18 protein-coding genes, 3 pseudogenes and 1 riboswitch are annotated in these 19234 nt (G+C 38.6%); of the genes and pseudogenes, 16 read left to right on the top strand and 5 right to left on the bottom strand.

Going from position 1 to position 19234, the window contains the following annotated elements; all coding sequences use genetic code 11:
• Positions 1–57 precede the first annotated feature (57 nt).
• The 5 genes and pseudogenes from QUF86_RS01525 (at position 58) to thiC (ending at position 5870) form a co-directional block, all read left to right on the top strand.
• Positions 58–1197: pseudogene (locus tag QUF86_RS01525) on the top strand (zinc-dependent alcohol dehydrogenase).
• A 183-nt stretch (positions 1198–1380) separates the two neighbouring features.
• Positions 1381–1833, top strand: a complete 453-nt coding sequence (locus tag QUF86_RS01520; RefSeq protein WP_289317866.1) for a hypothetical protein — start codon at positions 1381–1383, stop codon at positions 1831–1833.
• Positions 1834–2230: 397 nt separating this feature from the next.
• A complete protein-coding gene (locus QUF86_RS01515) occupies positions 2231–2764 on the top strand; it encodes a histidine phosphatase family protein (protein ID WP_289317865.1) in 534 nt (177 codons plus the stop codon).
• Between the two features lie 183 nt (positions 2765–2947).
• Positions 2948–3730: an HAD family hydrolase gene (locus QUF86_RS01510; protein ID WP_289317864.1), complete on the top strand. Its 783-nt coding sequence runs from the start codon at positions 2948–2950 to the stop codon at positions 3728–3730.
• A 110-nt stretch (positions 3731–3840) separates the two neighbouring features.
• A riboswitch (TPP riboswitch) is annotated at positions 3841–3955 on the top strand.
• A gap of 133 nt (positions 3956–4088) precedes the next feature.
• The gene (gene thiC / locus QUF86_RS01505) at positions 4089–5870 is read left to right on the top strand and encodes a phosphomethylpyrimidine synthase ThiC (RefSeq protein WP_289336178.1); all 1782 of its coding nucleotides are present in this window, start codon (positions 4089–4091) and stop codon (positions 5868–5870) included.
• 284 nt (positions 5871–6154) lie between these two features.
• On the opposite strand, the pseudogene QUF86_RS01500 reads toward thiC, so the two are convergent.
• Positions 6155–6665 (bottom strand): annotated as a pseudogene (locus QUF86_RS01500) (DUF3231 family protein).
• An 85-nt stretch (positions 6666–6750) separates the two neighbouring features.
• Complete coding sequence (locus QUF86_RS01495; RefSeq protein ID WP_167555965.1) at positions 6751–6894, bottom strand: hypothetical protein; 144 nt, start codon at positions 6892–6894, stop codon at positions 6751–6753.
• A 181-nt stretch (positions 6895–7075) separates the two neighbouring features.
• Between QUF86_RS01495 and QUF86_RS01490 the strand changes: the two genes are divergently transcribed.
• Positions 7076–7705, top strand: coding sequence for a spore coat protein (locus QUF86_RS01490; RefSeq protein WP_289333412.1), 630 nt, complete (start codon positions 7076–7078; stop codon positions 7703–7705).
• A 114-nt stretch (positions 7706–7819) separates the two neighbouring features.
• Here QUF86_RS01490 and QUF86_RS01485 read toward each other — a convergent pair whose 3' ends face one another.
• Positions 7820–8185, bottom strand: coding sequence for a carboxymuconolactone decarboxylase family protein (locus tag QUF86_RS01485; protein WP_289317862.1), 366 nt, complete (start codon positions 8183–8185; stop codon positions 7820–7822).
• A gap of 113 nt (positions 8186–8298) precedes the next feature.
• The gene (locus QUF86_RS01480; RefSeq protein WP_289333410.1) at positions 8299–9000 is read right to left on the bottom strand and encodes a cytochrome c oxidase assembly protein; all 702 of its coding nucleotides are present in this window, start codon (positions 8998–9000) and stop codon (positions 8299–8301) included.
• 67 nt (positions 9001–9067) lie between these two features.
• On the opposite strand from QUF86_RS01480, the pseudogene QUF86_RS01475 reads away from it, so the two are divergent.
• The 7 genes and pseudogenes from QUF86_RS01475 to QUF86_RS01445 all read left to right on the top strand — a co-directional run.
• Positions 9068–9394 (top strand): annotated as a pseudogene (locus tag QUF86_RS01475) (manganese catalase family protein); the annotation flags it as partial.
• Positions 9395–9607: 213 nt separating this feature from the next.
• Entirely contained in the window at positions 9608–10588 is a 981-nt protein-coding gene (locus tag QUF86_RS01470) for an NAD(P)H-quinone oxidoreductase (protein ID WP_289317860.1), read from the top strand.
• Between the two features lie 206 nt (positions 10589–10794).
• Positions 10795–11562: an arylamine N-acetyltransferase family protein gene (locus QUF86_RS01465; RefSeq protein ID WP_289333409.1), complete on the top strand. Its 768-nt coding sequence runs from the start codon at positions 10795–10797 to the stop codon at positions 11560–11562.
• 161 nt (positions 11563–11723) lie between these two features.
• Complete coding sequence (locus QUF86_RS01460; protein ID WP_289317858.1) at positions 11724–11960, top strand: hypothetical protein; 237 nt, start codon at positions 11724–11726, stop codon at positions 11958–11960.
• Between the two features lie 66 nt (positions 11961–12026).
• Positions 12027–12644: a hypothetical protein gene (locus QUF86_RS01455; protein WP_289317857.1), complete on the top strand. Its 618-nt coding sequence runs from the start codon at positions 12027–12029 to the stop codon at positions 12642–12644.
• Positions 12645–13059: 415 nt separating this feature from the next.
• Positions 13060–13632 (top strand): YdhK family protein, encoded by a 573-nt coding sequence (locus tag QUF86_RS01450; protein WP_289333408.1) that lies wholly within the window; start codon positions 13060–13062, stop codon positions 13630–13632.
• A 137-nt stretch (positions 13633–13769) separates the two neighbouring features.
• On the top strand, positions 13770–14252 hold the full coding sequence (locus tag QUF86_RS01445; protein ID WP_289333407.1) for a GNAT family N-acetyltransferase: 483 nt from the start codon (positions 13770–13772) through the stop codon (positions 14250–14252).
• 240 nt (positions 14253–14492) lie between these two features.
• On the opposite strand, the gene QUF86_RS01440 is transcribed toward QUF86_RS01445, so the two are convergent.
• Positions 14493–15329 carry an RMD1 family protein gene (locus tag QUF86_RS01440; protein WP_289333406.1) on the bottom strand — a complete coding sequence of 279 codons (837 nt, stop codon included), beginning with the start codon at positions 15327–15329 and terminating at the stop codon, positions 14493–14495.
• Positions 15330–15804: 475 nt separating this feature from the next.
• Between QUF86_RS01440 and QUF86_RS01435 the strand changes: the two genes are divergently transcribed.
• The 3 genes from QUF86_RS01435 to QUF86_RS01425 are packed head-to-tail and all read left to right on the top strand — an operon-like array spanning position 15805 to position 19164.
• Complete coding sequence (locus tag QUF86_RS01435; protein ID WP_289317853.1) at positions 15805–16989, top strand: glycosyltransferase family 4 protein; 1185 nt, start codon at positions 15805–15807, stop codon at positions 16987–16989.
• Between the two features lie 20 nt (positions 16990–17009).
• The gene (locus tag QUF86_RS01430; protein ID WP_289333405.1) at positions 17010–17333 is read left to right on the top strand and encodes a hypothetical protein; all 324 of its coding nucleotides are present in this window, start codon (positions 17010–17012) and stop codon (positions 17331–17333) included.
• A gap of 37 nt (positions 17334–17370) precedes the next feature.
• Positions 17371–19164, top strand: a complete 1794-nt coding sequence (locus tag QUF86_RS01425) for a glycosyltransferase family protein (RefSeq protein WP_289333403.1) — start codon at positions 17371–17373, stop codon at positions 19162–19164.
• The last annotated feature ends 70 nt before the right edge of the window (positions 19165–19234 follow it).

The raw sequence follows: 19234 nt of genomic DNA, 5'->3' as shown, positions 1-19234 counted from the left end.
GTAGTCTTTTTTTGGCGGGTATATCAATTGTATTAAGAATATTTTAGGAGGTTGATTATGAAGGCTGTAACTTTCCAAGGTGCAAAAGATATTCAGGTAAAACAAGTTGAAGATCCGAAACTTCAGCAAAAGGATGATATCATCGTCCGAGTGACTTCAACGGCGATTTGCGGATCCGATCTCCATATATATCAGGGCGCTTTGCCTACGCATAAAGATTATGTCATTGGTCATGAACCGATGGGAATCGTTGAAGAAGTGTGTCCTGAAGTATCGAAAGTGAAAAAAGGGGACAGGGCTGTCCTGCCTTTCAACATTTCTTGTGGACATTGTTATTATTGTGAACATGATATGGAGAGTCAATGTGACAATTCCAACCCCAATGAAGCGGTCGATACTGGAGGATACTTTGGTTTTACGGAACGATATGGGAACTATCCAGGAGGACAGGCGGAATATTAAAGGGTCCCTTATGGGAACTTCATGCCGTTTGTCATCCCAGAGTCATGTGAACTTGAAGATGAGGCGCTTCTGTTCATGTCCGATGTGCTGCCAACCACTTATTGGAGTGTAGAGAACGCAGGCGTCAAGGAAGATGATACGGTAGCGGTACTGGGCTGTGGGCCAATTGGCTTGATGGCCCAGAAGTTCGCTTGGATGAAGGGCGCAAAAAGGGTCATTGCCATCGACAATCTTCCTTATCGGCTCAATAAGGCAAAACAGATGAATAGGGTTGAAGCGTATAACTTCGATGAGTATAACGATATGGGCGGCTATATTAAGGAAATCACTTCAGGCGGGGCGGATGTCATCATTGATTGTGTGGGAATGGATGGCAAGAAATCGACGATTGAGGCGATTGAGCAAAAGTTGAAACTTCAGGGTGGAACGTTAAGTGCGATCGAAATTGCCATTAACGCCGTGCGTAAATTCGGCACGATCCAACTGACTGGCGTATATGGTTCCAAATATAATATGTTCCCGTTAGGCAATTTATTTGAAAGGAACATTAACATAAAAATGGGACAAGCACCGGTCATACACTATATGCCAAAGCTTTTTGATAAAATCACAGCTGGAGAGTTCGACCCGACGGAAATCATATCCCATAGAGTTCCTCTCGAAAAAGCGAATGAAGCATATCAAATCTTTAATGATCACGAAGATGAATGTATTAAAGTCGTGCTAAAACCATAATAAGAAGTTGGCGAAATCCAATGCATGGAGCTGCATTGGATTTCTTTGTTAGGCTCGTTTAGGAAAAAGAAGAGTTGGCATTCAAAATGAACTCCGATGCCAAGTGATCTTGACTAAGGGTTTTTGGTAAGGAAATGAAGGATTTATATTATATAATGATAATGACAAAAGGAGGATGTTCAGATGGTATATAATTCGGCAGCGGAACTTTGTGAAGGGTTTGGGTATCCGCCCGTTCACGTTAAAATGATGATAGAGATCATAGATAAGAGATTGGGACCTGTAAAGGCGGAAGCAGAGATTGCCATCAAGCCCGTTAAGTCAAAGGAATATCTAGAAGTATTGGTGGAAGAACTTGAATCGGAGCATATCTTTGCTGAAGAAAATGGCAGTATCTATGGCAGCTTCGGTATCGATCAAAGCATTCAGATTTATGATGAAGTCCTGACTACCATTCCGTTCGATGAGTTAATCGGAAATGAAAATTGGAAAGAGACAGTGGAGGAATCCATCACTTTGGATAAGCTAAAGGAACAATTGGGAAAATCCCTCAATGATTATCAATTCAGTGATTTGAGCGGGAAATATAAATTCAGGAAGAGATGTACGATAACAGAACTTCAATTCATAGGGTAACGACATATGGAGAAGGCAAAATGCTTTCTCTTTTTTGATAATTTCAGATAGAGTCTGGCCATGATATTTTTCCCTTTAATAATTGCTACTACTCCTGTCACATCTTCCATGAACTCGTAAGGGAAAGTCGTTTCTTGTTTTTTACGTTTGTTAGTTAAAGTGAAGAAAGGGTATTAAAAAAGCATAGGGATAAACGCTTGGTTATAGCATGTGACGGGACCACTTCTGCAGGACCATTTTCAGCAGTGATCGAATCTGTAAGATTGTTAAAAACACATACTCGCAAGTGCAATTCAGTATGGTTCATGGTTTTCACATACCTGTTTTTGTATAATTTTACATAACTATTGATAAGCCAAAAAGAAACTTATATTTAAAAAGATAAAAAGGAGAATATATGAAAATTGGTTTGGTACGGCATTTTAAGGTTGCACATGAATTCCCTACTGGGAAATCTGTGACGGCGGATGATATGAAGCAATGGTTTGAGGACTATGATGCAGCGGATATTATTTATGGAACGACTTTATTTGGCGTGGAGGAATGGCAGGAATGTTATTGCAGTGATATGTCGAGAGCTGTCAAGACAGCGGAACATATCTATCCAGGTAAGGTTCATCGGATGGAGGAGCTGCGGGAAATACCTTCTCCCCCTCTTAAAGGAAAAGTGAAGCTGCCGTTCATCCTTTGGGCCATCTGGATTCGATGCTGCTCGATGTTCAACAGGCAGACAAGGGCGGAAATTAAGATCGCTGAACAAAGGATCAATAAAGTATTGGATGAAATCTTTACAAAGGGGGATAGGGATGTTCTGATCGTGAGTCATGCCGCCCTCATGATATATATGAGGAAAGAGTTGATCCGACGGGGGTTCACCGGTCCAAAATTCAAGATTGCAAGTAATGGAAAGCTGTATGTATTCGAAAGATGATAAGTGAAGAAATATAGGGTTTTCCATCAGAAAAGGTAAGTCTGATGTCCATCATACATTTTGCTGATTTTAAGAAAGATGCAGGGATTTTCCGAATAATTATTCTTTTTCCATTGGTTGTGGTTTATTATTGTAATAGTGTAATTTTTACGAATTCAATAATAGGGAAAGAGGGTGGACATTTTGGTGAAGGCAGTTTTTTTTGATTTAGATGATACATTACTATGGGATCAGAAAAGTGTAAAAGAGGCTTTTGTTTCTACATGCGAAGTGGCTAAGGAGAAATATGATTTGAATGTCGACGAGTTTGAAGAAGCTGTGCGGAAGGAAGCGCGTGAGCTTTATTCTTCTTACGACACATATGCATTTACTCAAATGATCGGTATCAACCCATTTGAGGGGCTATGGGGAAATTTTCAGGATGATCATGATGAATTCCGGAAGATGGCCGGGATTGCACCGGCTTATCGGAAAGAAGCTTGGACGAGAGGCTTGAAGGCATTAGGGATCGATGACCCGGAATTTGGGCTTGAACTGGCAGAACGTTTCCCGGCCGAGAGACGTAAAAAGCCATTTATTTATGAAGAATCATTCCGTGTGTTAGATGAATTAAAAGGGAAGTACAAATTGCTATTGCTTACGAACGGGTCTCCTGAACTGCAAAATACCAAACTTGAAATTACGCCTGAACTAGTTCCTTATTTCGACCAAATCGTCATTTCAGGTGCGTTTGGAAGAGGTAAACCGGATGCCTCCATTTTTGAGCATGCTTTGGAAATCATGGAGCTGGATAAGGATGAAGTATTGATGGTGGGCGATAATTTAATGACGGATATCCTTGGAGCGTCACGGGTAGGCATAAAGTCCGTTTGGATAAATCGCCATGATAAGGAACGGAATGAGGTGCTTCCAACCTATGAAATCAAGCATTTAGAGGAGCTTTTCCCAATCCTTGAGAGCCTGTAAAATTACTCTTCAAGTAACGAATTTTGGAGAGTTTGAATAAAATATTAGGTCTTTCAAATTATATACAGAATGAAAAGGGTGATATATAGTTACCCTGTAATCAATTAATTTATTTAGACTAGGGGTGTCCAATAAAAGTTGGGCTGAGAGAGAAGCGCTTAAGCTTCTTAACCCTCAGGACCTGATCTGGTTCATACCAGCGTGGGGAAGTTAGAATCTACTAAACAATGACCATTTCAATTGGTCATTTCTGTAGTCATACTAACGTTAGCCGGGTCTTAAATATGAGACCTGGCTTTTTCGTGCGAAATGGATTGGATTTTGTCCTTTTTAAATGAACTTAAAAAGGAGAAATGAAATCATGAGTAATTCAGTAAATGACATGAACGTTTCAATTATGTCCAGTTTTGCTGGGAGTAAAAAAGTGTATGTTGAGGGATCTAGACCTGATATTAAAGTACCTATGCGTGAAATTAAGCTAAGTCCGACTACAGGGGCATTCGGGGAAGAGGAGAATCCGCCTTTACGAGTTTATGACACAAGCGGTTTCTATACGGATTCAGAATATCCCATTGATATTCATAAAGGTCTTGCCCCGATTAGACGCAACTGGGTCATGGAACGGGAAGACGTTGAAGAGTATGAAGGACGTGAAATAAAACCAGAAGATAATGGGTATAGAAAAGTGGATTCACAATCCAAAGTCGAAATATTTCCGGGATTGAAAAGAAAACCATTGCGTGCGATGGAAGGGCAAAACGTAACGCAGCTCCATTATGCCCGTAAAGGTATCGTTACCCCAGAAATGGAATTCATTTCGATCAGGGAAAATGTTGCCCCTGAGTTTGTAAGAGAAGAGGTAGCTAGCGGACGGGCGATCATTCCGGCAAATATTAACCATCCTGAAAGTGAGCCCATGATCATCGGACGGAATTTTCATGTGAAAATAAATGCGAATATCGGAAATTCAGCTGTTAGTTCATCGATTGAAGATGAAGTGGAAAAAATGACTTGGGCTACACGTTGGGGAGCCGACAACATAATGGATCTTTCCACCGGAAAGAATATTCACACGACCCGGGAATGGATTATCAGGAATTCACCTGTGCCAGTTGGAACTGTTCCGATATATCAAGCATTGGAAAAAGTGAATGGAGTCGCGGAAGATTTAAATTGGGAAGTTTTTAGGGATACATTAATCGAGCAGGCCGAGCAAGGTGTCGATTACTTTACCATACACGCTGGTGTGCTTTTGCGATATATCCCTTTAACAGCAAAGCGAGTTACGGGAATTGTTTCCCGAGGGGGCTCCATCATGGCACAATGGTGCTTGGCCCACCACCAAGAAAGCTTTCTCTATACTCACTTTGAAGAGATTTGTGAAATCATGAAGGCATATGATGTCTCTTTCTCATTAGGCGACGGCCTCCGGCCTGGATCCATTGCAGATGCAAACGATGAGGCTCAATTTGCTGAATTGGAAACATTGGGGGAACTGACGAAGATTGCATGGAAGCACGATGTTCAAGTCATGGTTGAGGGACCCGGTCACGTACCTATGCATTTGATTAAAGAAAATATGGATAAGCAGCTGGAAGTATGTCAAGAAGCACCATTCTATACTCTAGGACCATTAACAACGGATATAGCACCTGGATACGATCATATTACTTCTGCAATTGGTGCTGCCATGATTGGATGGTTTGGAACTGCCATGCTTTGTTATGTGACACCGAAAGAGCATCTGGGACTTCCGAATAAAGAGGATGTTCGAGTAGGGGTCATTACCTATAAAATTGCAGCACACGCAGCTGACCTTGCAAAAGGCCATCCGCATGCACAAAAACGGGATGATGCCCTTTCTAAGGCTAGATTCGAATTTCGTTGGAGAGATCAGTTCAATCTTTCTCTCGACCCTGAAAGGGCGGTTGAATATCACGATGAAACTCTACCAGCTGAAGGTGCCAAAACAGCCCATTTCTGTTCAATGTGCGGACCTAAATTCTGTAGTATGAGAATCTCACAGGACATCCGTGATTTGGCGAAAGAAAAGGGTCTGGGTTTTGAGTCGGTAATCGATGAAGGGCTTAAAGAAAAAGCCAATGAATTTAGGAAAACGGACGGAAAAATCTATCAATGATTCGGACGAGAGGGAGAATTCGATGAATCGGGTAATCCAGATAAAAGTTGAAATGAAACAGTTGGAAACTCAATTGGAACAGCTGAAAAGAGAGCTGAACATTTTTCGGGAGAATTGTAATCATGAATTTGTAAAAAATGATTATAGTCAAGAATGCACAAAGTGCCACTTAATCGAAAGTCTGCAATGGTAGTGATTCATTAATCGTCCTTTCAACGGAAATCAACCCCTTAATCATGTTGGAGATTCAGCCAACATGTTTAAGGGGATATTTCATCAATGTTTTACAAACTTGTTTTATTAATATGAAGAGGAGGAGGGATTCAACCATCCTTTTTCCTTATTTAATCTTAGGAAATCAGCACTCAATGCCGCTTTTTTTGTATGGAATTGTGCAAACATTTCCGCAATATCTTCGCGGATGCATTGACCCATGATCTGGCTGCAAGCAACTAATCCTGCACCAATATCAATGGATACTGAAGTGGAGATTTCAGGATCTTGAAGACGTGCCCCCACGGGAATATCCTCTAAATTAGCTTTAGGCCTTTCAGGTGGTGATGGAGGCAGCCCTACGTTATTTTCTTTTAATAATAATTCAATTTGGTCATTTTCCTGTTTACCTTGATTGATCACTTCTACAAGTAATTTATGTAGGTCCTTATCACCAGTATGATTAAGAATGGTTTGATGAAATGCAATCAACCCTTTTGTTGTTGTTAGAAATGCCCATGTTCCAAATACCTCACCATAATGCATAGGCTCTTCTTTTGGATTTCCGCTTAAAATCCCCATAATCATTATATATTTGTACTGAGTGAAACGAATTTAAGTTACCCTATACTTAATCATTTTTGAGATTATTTGAGGGCTTTTTATACTAACCTTTTATTCCTTGCAGCCATTCTTGATAACATTCATCACAGAGCATTTCATTTCTATCCGTGTCAGTAACTTGAAACGTTACAACATGGATTTTTTTTTCTTCTGTGTCGTCAGTACAATAGAAGCATTTATGTGTCATTAGAAATCCTCCCATACTATTAAAGGTGTTTATAGTTTAAAACGTCTCGGTTTTTTTATACAGACAACATGATGGAGGTAGCTTAATTGGTCTTCATGGAAGAGTTTAGGTTGAATAATCCTGTTGGGGTTTAACATACTAAACTTGTTCGCATGATTGATAAAACGAGGAGGGAAATACAATGCAAAATCAATTTCAACAAGGTCAAGTACACCAGAACATGCAAACGGGTGCTATTCCTCCACAAATGAATCACGGAGGTCACGAAGTATTCGATGTACATGAAGTGTTATCGGGAACGATTGGTACATTAAACACTTATATGCTTTTGCGTCAGCATGTACAGGATCAGGAATTGCTGGACATTTTGGATCGTCAATATCAGTTCATCCAAGATGAATATAATATTACATTGGAGTGCTTCCAAACGGGCCAGGATCCTTCTAAACCGACCCAGAGCTACAAAATGAATCAAGGTAACGATTTTATATATGGATTGACTCCAACACAGCCAAAGAAACCTTTGCAATCCGTCTCGGAAATTACGGATGAATGTATTTCAGGTATGATGCTTGGAGCTGTTAAGTCTGCAGCATCCTTGAAAGCGATGGCTGCTCTTGAAATAACGAATCCGGTGGTTCGCCGCGTATTTGCAGATTCCGTTCCGAACTGCATTGAAATGGCATACGAGATTTCGTTATATCAAAACAAACATCATTACTACCAAGTTCCACAGCTTGCACAGCAGGATATGCAACAGATGATGAATTCATATGCACCTGCACAAAGAAATAACAACATAAGTCATTAAAAGCTATATGTGACAGTTATTTTTGCAATGAGGAACTGAAAACGGCTATATAACTGGATTTCTTAGTCAAGAACATAAAGAAGGGGTAGGACTAAATGTCCTATCCCTTCTTTATTACTGTTTCATCTGATTGATTTCCTGGATGCATTCCTGGACAAGAGTTACAGCCTGACTCATGGTTGCTCCTCCGCCAAATGCTGCGGTCACTCCAATGGCTTCCAGAATTTCTTGTTCCGCACAGCCTTGATCAAGACATCCTTTTGTATGATAGATAATACAGTATTCATCTTGTGAATATAAGCTTATTCCTAGTGCGATAAGCTGTTTTTCTTTCTTGGATAATTGCCCTTCTTTGAAGCACTCCTCCGTAAAGGCATTGAATTTCTCAGCGAGGTCTGGCATTTTATGCGTAAAGGAACCGATTCCAGCTTTATAATCACGAAGAGCATTTTCAGTAGAATTGTTAGCTTCAAATTCCATTTTCCATTCAGCTCCATCCTAAATTTTTTTCATCAAAAATTAGTATGAGCTAAATGTTGAACGATTAAACAGAAACACAGGAGTTTACTGAAGTAACCATTTAACCGTTCCTGTTACAAGGCAAGTGATTCCTTAGGGCGGGTGGCTTTGAACCATTGATAGAAAAGGATGCAGATAAGTACAAGGTCAATGGCATCACCGGCATAGTACATTAATATGCCTCCACTTTCCGCTTGTTCCTTAGTGACTCCGCTTGGCGGATGGGCATAAATATATTTAGAAAGGATATCATGGCCTGCCAGTGAAATGGCAAATACGATAGCTCGAAACATGAAGCTGAACCGATGGGGTGTCGGGTCCATATAAATCATCGAGGCTGTGAATAGATAACCCGCAATGAACACGTGAAAATGAACTAATGCATGCAGAAGGACATTCTGTTGCATCACCCCATATAACTCAGTCGTATATAGTATCCAAAGCCCCCCAATATTAAGTGCGGAGGCAAGGATTGGATTGCTTAATATGCGCAACGGCCAACTTTTCAACACCTTTGAAAGACGTCGTGCAGATTGCACATCCAGTGTTCGAAGTGCAAGAGAAATGGGAGCAGCAAGCACCAGTAGGATGGGTGCAATCATTCCAAGCAGTAAATGACCGACCATATGTGCCGTGAAGTCCAAATGAGCGCGATTGGCCATTGGACCAATGATTGCAAAAGCGGCACAGATGATGCCAAGAATCCAAAAGAACGTACGGTATAAGGGCCATTTTTTATAGCGACGGTTCGAAACTACGCCAGCTGCGATATACATTATTATAACAAGCGCGAATAGAATCCATAAAATCGGCTCAATGCCAGCTCCACTTTCATGAATATGTCAAATGTTAGCCCGTGACCGTTACCACCAATATCAGTGGATGGCAGCAATTGCGGAACTTGAAGAGAAAAACGGCGTGGTCGTTCCTGCGTCATTTCCACCGGAAGCGGAAATGGAATCTCAACCTGAAGCGTACGAATTCTGGAACTTGTCGGAAGGTAATGAATCAGGAGACGGCCTGTGGGCAACAGGAAGAGCCCCAGATGGAACAGGAGATTTTGTTTATGTAGCAGAACCAGTTGCAAAAGGGCAGATTCCTAACCCTAAGGTTCCGGCAGCAGAGTTGCATCATGACCTCGATAGAAATCAAGCACTTAATAAAAGGTAAAGAGATAGTACTCTTAAAGAAAAGCTCGATGGACCCAAAAGGGACATCGGCTTTTTTTATTCCACTAGGTTTCCCGCATTTATCACTATCCTTCTATATGATCAAAACCTAATTATTTGCTTATGGATATTTATTGGAGTAGCATAGTTTCCATCTTCAAGACAAACCATTTTAAAGGGCGGTCACTAATATAATTTGTAAGGAGTGGGACAAATGAAAGCAGTAGTGGTTAAAGAACCGGGTGGTGCTGAACAATTACTATTTAAGGATTTTTCCAAGCCCATGCTGGGAAAAGGGGAAATTTTAATTAAGGTGAAAGCCTCTGCAATAAATAGAACGGATATTGTTTCACGAGAAGGAAAATCCGGTTATATGACCAATCCAATATTAGGGATTGAAGTTTCTGGGGAAGTGGTGGAAACAGGGGAAGGTGCGAATATAGAATTAGGGACAAGGGTGATGGGCCTTGTAAATGGCGGCGGTTATGCTGAATATGCCGTGATGCCAGCTGATAGAGCGATGAAGATACCGGATAACCTGTCATTTGAAGAAGCAGCAGCGATTCCTGAAGTTTTCTTGACTGCGTATCAAACCTTATTTTGGTTAGGTGAATTGACAGATCATGATACGGTATTGATTCATGCTGGCGGAAGCGGTGTAGGCACTGCAGCCATCCAACTGGCAAAAAAATTGACAAAAGCGAAAATCATCACGACAGCCGGCTCAAAGGAAAAATTGGATTTCTGTCACTCTCTAGGAGCGGATATCTGTATCAACTATAAAGAACAATCTTTCGATGAGGAAGTACTGAAAGCTACAAATAATCAAGGAGCGGATGTTATTCTGGATTTCATTGGTGCTTCTTACTGGGAGAAAAACCTTAAAAGTATAAAGACTGATGGAAGATGGGTACTTATAGGCATTCTAGGAGGAACTGTAGTCGAGAAGGTGAACTTGATGGAACTTCTATTAAAAAGAGTTCAATTAAAAGGCACTCTATTAACTCCTCGGAGTGATGAATATAAAAAAGAGTTAACGGAAGAATTCGTTGCAAAGTCGATGCCGTTATTCCTCCAAAATGAAATCAGGGCAATCGTGGATCGTGTCTTCCCTTTTGAAGAAGTAAAAAGGGCGCATGAACATATGGAAGCCAATAAGAACTTAGGTAAAATCATCTTACAGGTAAATGAATGATTAAAGAAAGCTTCTTTGGTGCATAAATGGAAGAGGTTGCCCAGAAATACTACATTATTGGGCGACCTCTTTTTATGAGGAAGGCGTAATGTCGGTTTTTGTTAATGGCGATTGGTTGATGAATGAAATATGGGCAAAGTATAATGAATATAAATAGAGGTTTAGATACTCTTCATCGGTAATGGACTTAAGGGGGGGGAATCGTGATGAATGAACTGAATGCATTATTCAGGAAAAGAATAGGGTTCCAGGAAGATGTGAAACTGACTTTTGATAAATTAGATGAAATTCTTGAAAAGACAGCGCAAACCATTCCTTTTGAAAACTTATCAATCATGGCATCCCATCTGAGTGATATCAACAAAGAGAATATCAAGAAAAAAGTCCTCGTGAGGAATGAGGGGGGATTATGCTATGAATTGAATACAGCACTTTACTATTTCCTGATGGAAAATGACTTTGATGTATTCTTGGTTCGGGGTGTCATCTATAAGGAGGGTTGGATGACCATAGGAAGGACACATGTCACCATTCTTTTGAACCATGAGGGCCAAACCTATTTAGTCGATACGGGATTTGGTGGGAATCTGCCATTAAAACCAGTTCCGTTAAATGGAAAAACGGTCGTTTCACCAAATGGTGAATTCAGGATGAAAAAAGAAAGTACCGACCATGGAGATCATATCCTTGAATTAAAGCTGAAACATAAAGATCCCGATTGGAAAATAGGGTATGCATTCGATTCGTCAAAACCCGTAGGAAATGTAGCGGAACTTAATGAGATCCAAACGATCATCAGGGAAAATCCCCAATCGCCATTTAATAAGCATCCATTAATCACCCGTCTGACAAACAGCGGGAACATCACTTTAACTGATACATCCTTTACACAGTGGGACGAGGGGAAAATGACGAAAGAAGAACTAGATGGCGCACGATTTAAAGAGTTATTGAAAAAACACTTCGATAGATAAGTGAATAGGCCTGAATATCAAAGGCGTGCTGGACAGTATTTTATGAGTAGTATGTTCACTTTCAAGGGACCTCATTGATATATGAGACGATCTAATTTTTCTGAAAGCAGGACAATTGTCATTCCTTGTCGAATTAAGTAGTTGAAAAGAGGCTGATGAAAATGAGTAATGCAAAATATAAATTTTATTATGTGAATGGTGAGACAGAAGAGTTAGAGACGAATGAACAATATTCTGATGAAGCGAATAGTATCCTGAAATTGCAATTAATCCAAAATGCGACGTGGCTGCAAGCCGGTGGCAAACATATCAATTTGGCTAATGTAATTAGTATTGAATATACAGGAGAAAAAAGTAATCTTAAACCGGATTCAATCAAGTTCAGACCTAATAAGTAAAAACATCCATTATGGATGTTTTTTCCTATTCATCAATAGATTCGAATTAAGAGGGGTGAAAAGAATATGGAGAGGAAGAATCGGTTGGTTTTTACCAGATCGAATGCTGGTACTAAACGAAAATTCGATGAAGCAATCACCATTTTGGAATATAGCTTAATGCTTGTCGAATTTTTTGAATTAGAAGAATTCAATAATATAATTGCCGGCCAGTTAAAGCTGATTCTATGTGAAACGAAAAATACGCGTATAAAGCGGGAAAAGGTCACCATTGATCATTCCTTAATAAAGAAAATCAATCCTAATCCGAAATTGTATCCCATTAAAGACTCAATTCAATTGAGCAATGTTGATATTCCCGAAGTCATTTTCGATTACACTAAGCAGAGGATCGAGTTAAAGCTTTGGAGAAATCAAATTATCTATAAAACCAATATCGAAGGAAAAATCCATGAAATTAAAATCATTGATTTTATTAAGGAAACAGCTAATAAGATTGGTGGGGCGCAAGCAGAATCAAGTCTCCCTAATAAATCCATTATTGCGGATGCACATACCAAAATCATGTTAAGAGGTATAGCGAAAGGGTTATTCAAATCTATCGGCAGGGATTATAAAGAACATACTTCCATGAACCTTTCACATATCATCCAAAAAATAGAACAATCAAAAGCCACGGAATAGGTGCTTATAAAATGGTGGCTGTCATTTTGGCAAGTAGACAAAGAAAAAGAAGGACTTTTGGCCAAGTCCTTCTTGCTTGATTTTCAATTAATCCCCGACAGACCTCTTTCAATAAACCTTCTCTTTTTCTCCGCTAGAACTACAATCGGTGATATGGCATTCACTTTTATTCCTTGTTATTAAATGATTGGCTTAACTAAAAGAATGACGATTTTTTCTATCTGCGGCAGAAAAGTTCGTCAACTTTACATACCTTTAATTATCTTATAGGACATTAGGTGGGGTGCTGTCAGGTACATTCATAATAAGGGCAGGATTTTGCATTATAAGCCCCATTCTTTGATCATTCAGTGTACTCCACAATTTCTGCATATTTGATTGGTAAGATGGATGTAAATCTTAAGGAGGTTTTTCTATGTTGAAAAAAAGAACAAAAATGCCAATCATTTCATCATTATTGGTAGCCCTGTTTTTAGCCCTCGGCGCATGCTCCAACAGCGATGATCGAAACAAAGAAAATAAAGAAGAAAAGGAACATAGTGGAATGGACATGAACCATTCTAGTTCAGGAGAAGTTCCTAAAGGATTAAAAACTGCTGAAAATCCAACCTATCAAGTTGGAAGCCAAGCGATTATCGAATCAGGTCATATGGAAGGTATGAAGGGGACGAAAGCAACTATAGTGGGTGCCTATGATACGACTGTCTATGCTATTTCGTATACGCCTGCAACTGGCGGAGAAAAAGTGGAAAATCATAAATGGATCATTCACGAAGAAATCAAAGATGCGGATGAGAAAACGTATGAACCCGGAGCGGAGGTTACAGTAAACGCCTCTCATATGGAAGGAATGAACGAAGCAGCCGCTGAAATTGAATCTGCTGAAAAAACGACTGTTTATATGGTCGATTTCACTCCGACTACGGGAGGAGAAAAAGTGAAGAACCATAAATGGGTAACGGAAAGTGAATTATCAGAGTCTGAATGATTTAGCATCATGATTTGCAAATCGAAGAAGAAAAAAGGAATGGCAAACAAGCCATTCCTTTTTTTGTTGTATTGGATTGTAAAACTTCAGTATCTGTTAATATGGATTTATCAGAAATATAAAAATGGGGTGCGGGTATGGTGACTGGACTAACTATTAGACCTTTTATGGAGAATGACTATGAGGCGCTGAGCAACTATTGTTTACCTATAGAACAAGCAATCTATACTTCTTTACCTTTGAAAGTTATCGAAGACTTCAGGAAGGATAACTCTAACCTTCCCATGGTTATATATTTAAATGAGGATTTGATTGGTTGTTTTGCCTTATATACGGATAAAGCGGGAAATCAATATACAAGTAATGAGAATGCCATTCTTCTAAAATCATTCTCCTTGGATTCACGCCATCAGAAAAAAGGGTTAGCTTTTAAGGCCTTAAAAGTGTTGCCTGAAATAATCAAACTAAGCCATCCTGATAAAGATGAAATTATTCTAACGGTGCATCATTCAAATATTCCAGCGATAAATTTATATAAAAAAGCTGAATTCGTTGATAAGGGATACAGATTTAACGGGGAAGACGGGGAGGAATTAATTTTCCACCTTGGATTGGATTAAGGGAACTTTAGGTAACTTCCGGAATGCTAAGGAAACGGGAATCTCCCATGGTACCTTGGCCCCGATATGAAAGGAATTTAATTAAACCTCCGTAAGCAGTCACCTTAAAAATGAAAGAGGGGTTAAACGCAAAATAAGCATCTTAACGATGCTTATTTTTTGAAATATATTCCATACATACCTATCATGCAGGAAAATTTTCTTAATAATTCATGATATGGATAGGGTATAATTCAGAATTCATGGTATCCATCCCACAATTTCTAAAATCGTCAGGACAATCTCAAAGACAATGAGAATCACAATGATCCATTCAACGAAGAGGCCCCTGATCGAATGGCTGATGTTAGAAAATCCATCCATAATGTTATATAAAATTTCCGTTTTACTTTTCAAGATTTTATACCGATCATTCAATTCAAAAAAATCCAGCATGCTGTCATAAAATTCGCCGGCAATGCTGCTTGTCCATGTAATATCAGGTTTATCCAGAATCATGATATACGCTAGGGTATTATACTCGTGACGTACGATTTTTGCGGTCGTCCTCGCTAGTTCCTTGTTGCCGATTCTCAGCTTGCCCTTTTCCAGTCGGTCTATCATGGCTTCGAGCTTGTCGTGGATTTTCCCGAGTTGCTCCTCAGTTTTTTCGAGTGCCACCGATTTTGCGAGAACAGTGGAAATTAATTCAGGGTAGAAAAATTCATATTTAGGCACAACTATATATTCGTCTGTCAACTTGATGTTTTCAGTTTCACTGAAGTGAAGACTGTAATCGTCTGTGTATCTATCTACATTGACGAGATCAATGTCTGGCTCGAAAGAACGGATATAGGCAGCAAATTCCTTAATCTCATCCACGTGTGAATAATTAATGAAGACAATGCTGCCAAAGGAAAAAACCAGTACCTGTTGAGAATCGTTTACATTCTTATTAAGGATCGAATTTAGAATATCGCCTTTAAGGATTAAAGGCTCTTCCCAGGTGAATTTTTTAGGAATGCCGCAATGAATGGCGATTTTGTTTAAATCAATTTCATTAGTGATTGCAAATGCTTTAAAGGTAATTGGTTTCATTTATATCACTCTCTTCAGCAAATTGGTCTTGTTTCGATTTTATTCTTTTCTTACAAAAACATGCTTGAAGAATTCTTGAAGGTAGAAAAAAGTTTACTGACAGATCAAGTTGATAAAGACAGTGATACTGATGATTTGGTAACTAATCAAAAAATATTAAAGTGTATAAATAAGAGGGCGATGCCGGTAAATGGATCGTCCTTCTTTATTTTGCTTGTTTATATGCCCTTTCTTCATGCCAATACTGATGCTTTCAGTTATGTCATTACTGGACCTTTACAAAATCATATAAAGTTCATGAAAACTTTACTTTTATTTACAGAATTCTCATATTGATGTCAATATTCAGTAATACATGTTTGTTATAATCGATTGACGGTTTTAAAAGTGATTGGAAAGGGTCTTCTAAAAATCCTTCATTTACAGATAAGTAGCAGGCTGATTTAAGATGACTGAATAGTAGGAGTGAACAAAAATGGAGGAATCTATAAATCTATATGAGCTTACATTTAGTGAAAAAGATAGATATGTAATCATTACGAATGCTTATCCACATGAAGATCAGTTATATCGGAATGGGTTCATTCACCGAAGAGTAAAGGCTTATCTGGATGAGGGTTTGAAGGTTGATGTCTTTGTTTTGCATCCTGCCTATAAAAAAGCAGAAAAGTATACGTATGAAGATGTGCCTGTTTATCGAGGAACTGAACAGCATCTACGCATTTTCTTAAATCATAAAGTACATAAAAAAGCGCTCATTCATTTTGTTAATCCAAAAATGGTGCAAGCGATTAAAGAAACAAATACCGATTTACCGATTATCACCTGGATACATGGATTTGAAACGGAGGCATGGCATAGAAGATGGTTTAATTTTCTTGAAAGCCCTGAAAGCTTACGGAAGATACTCGAAATGTCGGACGACTATTATGAAGCACAGCTTTCTTTTATGAATTGGTTTTATCAAACGAATGAATTGGATACAACTTTTGTCCATATTTCCAAATGGTTCAAAGAACATATCGCGGAATGTGATGCGAGAGCAGAATCTAAAAATTCAGTAATCATTCCTAATGTAATCGATGACAACCTGTTTACCTTTATTGAGAAGCCAGTTGAGATGCGGACAAAAGTACTTTCAATCAGGCCGTACGCTTCACGAAAATACGCAAATGATTTATCGGTGAAAGCAGTGCTGGAACTATCGAAGAGACCATATTTCGATAAATTGGAATTTGCATTTCATGGAGATGGAAAATTGTTCGATCAAACAGTTGAGCCAATCCGGAATTTTGAGAATGTTACGATTCATAAAGGTTTCCTCTCTCAGGAGCAAATAGCTTCATTACATAAGGAGTATGGAATTTTCCTTTGCCCGACCCGTTTGGATTCTCAAGGCGTTTCTATGTGTGAGGCAATGTCCAGTGGGCTAGTGCCGATTTCAACAGATATCACGGCCATCCCGGAATTCGTTAAACACGACGTTTCTGGTCTTCTTACAAAACCTGAGTCTCCTATTGAAATCGCCGATGCAATAGAGCGCTTATATTACAACTCGGACGTATTCTTGAGAGTGTCAAAACAAGCATCGCAGTCGATTCGGGATAAATGCGCCGTAGATGTTGTCATTAAAAGAGAATTGGAGATTATCCAAGGTTAATAGAGGGGAGTTTTTTCAATATGGACGAACGAAACGAATATTGGAAAACTATGTATGAGGAACTTGAATTACAAATGAAAGACATGATGTCCATGACATTGGAGCTCATAGAGGGCAATAGCACTGAAAAACAAAACATTATCGAGAAGGTTACAAAAGAAAATAATATATTGCGAGAAGAATTAGAAAAAAGTAAGGGAGCCCAACAAGAAAATATTAAGCTAAACAAAGAGATACGAAGACTTAAGTTATTGGAACACAAATTCAATGTTACATATGTTGGGAAAATCACGTTAAAATATCTTGCACTTAAATCATCAATTAAGGAACAAATAAAAAAATAAAAATTCATATCAGATTTCAGTCATTGGAGTGAAAACTTTGAATTCACATGAACTAGCAGAAAACAGAAAAATGAAGGTACTTCTATTTGGCTTTATTGACATGAATTCAATGGATGGATCTGCAGTATTTTTATCTTCCTTAGCATCGACTATTGCGTTAGACCCTAACATCGAGGTTGATTTACTTTTAGCTAGCCCGGTAAAACGCGATATCTTAATTCAACCTCTTGAGAAATTTAATAATATAACCATTCTCAATCCTTTTGTTGATCCTTTTTTTAATGCCACCGATGATGAATGGGTAAAAAAGGGTGTCATTAATTTTGATATTGCTGAAATGCTCATTTCTCATTACTGGAGTCAAAATGAATATGATTGGCTATTTGTCAGAAGCATAGAGACTGTGGAAAAAATAGCAAGGCATAAACATATCATAAATAATACATTAGTTTATGCTACAGGCTTGACTCACATAGGGCAGGATGTTAATGAAGAAAAATTTGAGAGCATCAAAAATATATATGATCAGTGTGCGTATTTCTTATGTCAAACAGAAGAGATGTGTGAATTTGTAATTGAGATTCTTAATCTCAATAAAGAAAAAAACAAAGTTTCCCTGCTTACTCCGATGATACCAAACGTTGAATCAGCGGGAGGGGAGACCCGGTTAAAAAACAAACTTGTATATACAGGCAAATTCGACCCCGATTGGAAGACCATTCCGATCATTACTGCTTTTAAAGAATTAAAACGCGAGATTCCGAATCTAACACTTGATATTGCGGGCGATAAATTCAAATGGGTTAAAGATGATTCTCAGTTTAAGGAAGAAGCGGCATACCTCCTTAAAAATACGGAAGGACTTACATGGTACGGGGCAATGACAAGGGAGAATGCCCAACAATTAATCGTGAACAGTGATATTGGGATAACTTGGAGAAGTGAGGCAATGGACAGCAGTCTGGAACTGTCCACAAAGCTATTGGAGTACGGAATTTTAAGGAAGGCTGTAATAATGAATCCAACCAAAATGCATATTAAGCTTTTTGGCGAAGATTACCCCTTATATGCTGTTACAGAGAAGGATTTCCGTGACGCAGTCAAATTAGCACTATGTAATAAGGATATATATGAGTTTGCGGCAAAACGGATGTATCAAGTCAGCAGGCAGTTTTTGTTTACTGAAGCATTAAAAAAATTGCAAGGGCTATTATGGAGCGGACGTATAACGGATTATATGAATCAAAGTGGAAATAGGCATTTTTATATTGATGAAGATGACTTTGATGAACTGAATAAGCATGCACCATCAAATCAGGTGAAAAAATTACCTGCAGATTTTAATGTTGAAGAAGTTTTCACCTATATTGTCAAAAACACACCTGAAGAATTAAAACGGGTCGGAAAAATTTTTAAACTGTCTGAATTCGGTCAAATCATTCAAGCAGAAAAGGAAGGTTGTTTTACCTTCCTCCACATCCATAAAAGTTATGGAAACTTTGAACGGAATTTTCAAAATAACATGCCATATTTAAAAACCATAGGATCTGAAACCAATGGCACTCCTAAATTAAAACCAAAGAACCTGGAAATTCCAATGATAGAACGGGTAATTGTTGAAAAAGAAAAATATGATATGAAAGGGAAAAATAAAGAACTTGTTAAAGAAGTAAAGCAATTAAAAAAACTGAACGCCATTCAACTTAAACAAATTACTAAGTTAGAAAAACAAAACCTGGCACTTGGACGTAAATACGATTCACTTTCGAAGTCGAAAATGGGTAAAATGACATTCAAGTATTGGGATTTAAGAAAAAGGCTTAACTTTTAAAAAGAAGGGAAAGGCTTTCCTGCAATTGAATTAGTAGACAAAAAAATACATCCGATCGATACTTAGTCAA

Origin of the sequence: Peribacillus sp. NJ11, assembly GCF_030348405.1 — a bacterium.
Taxonomy (GTDB): Bacteria; Bacillota; Bacilli; order Bacillales; family DSM-1321; genus Peribacillus.
This window is presented reverse-complemented; position numbering and strand designations above follow the sequence as displayed.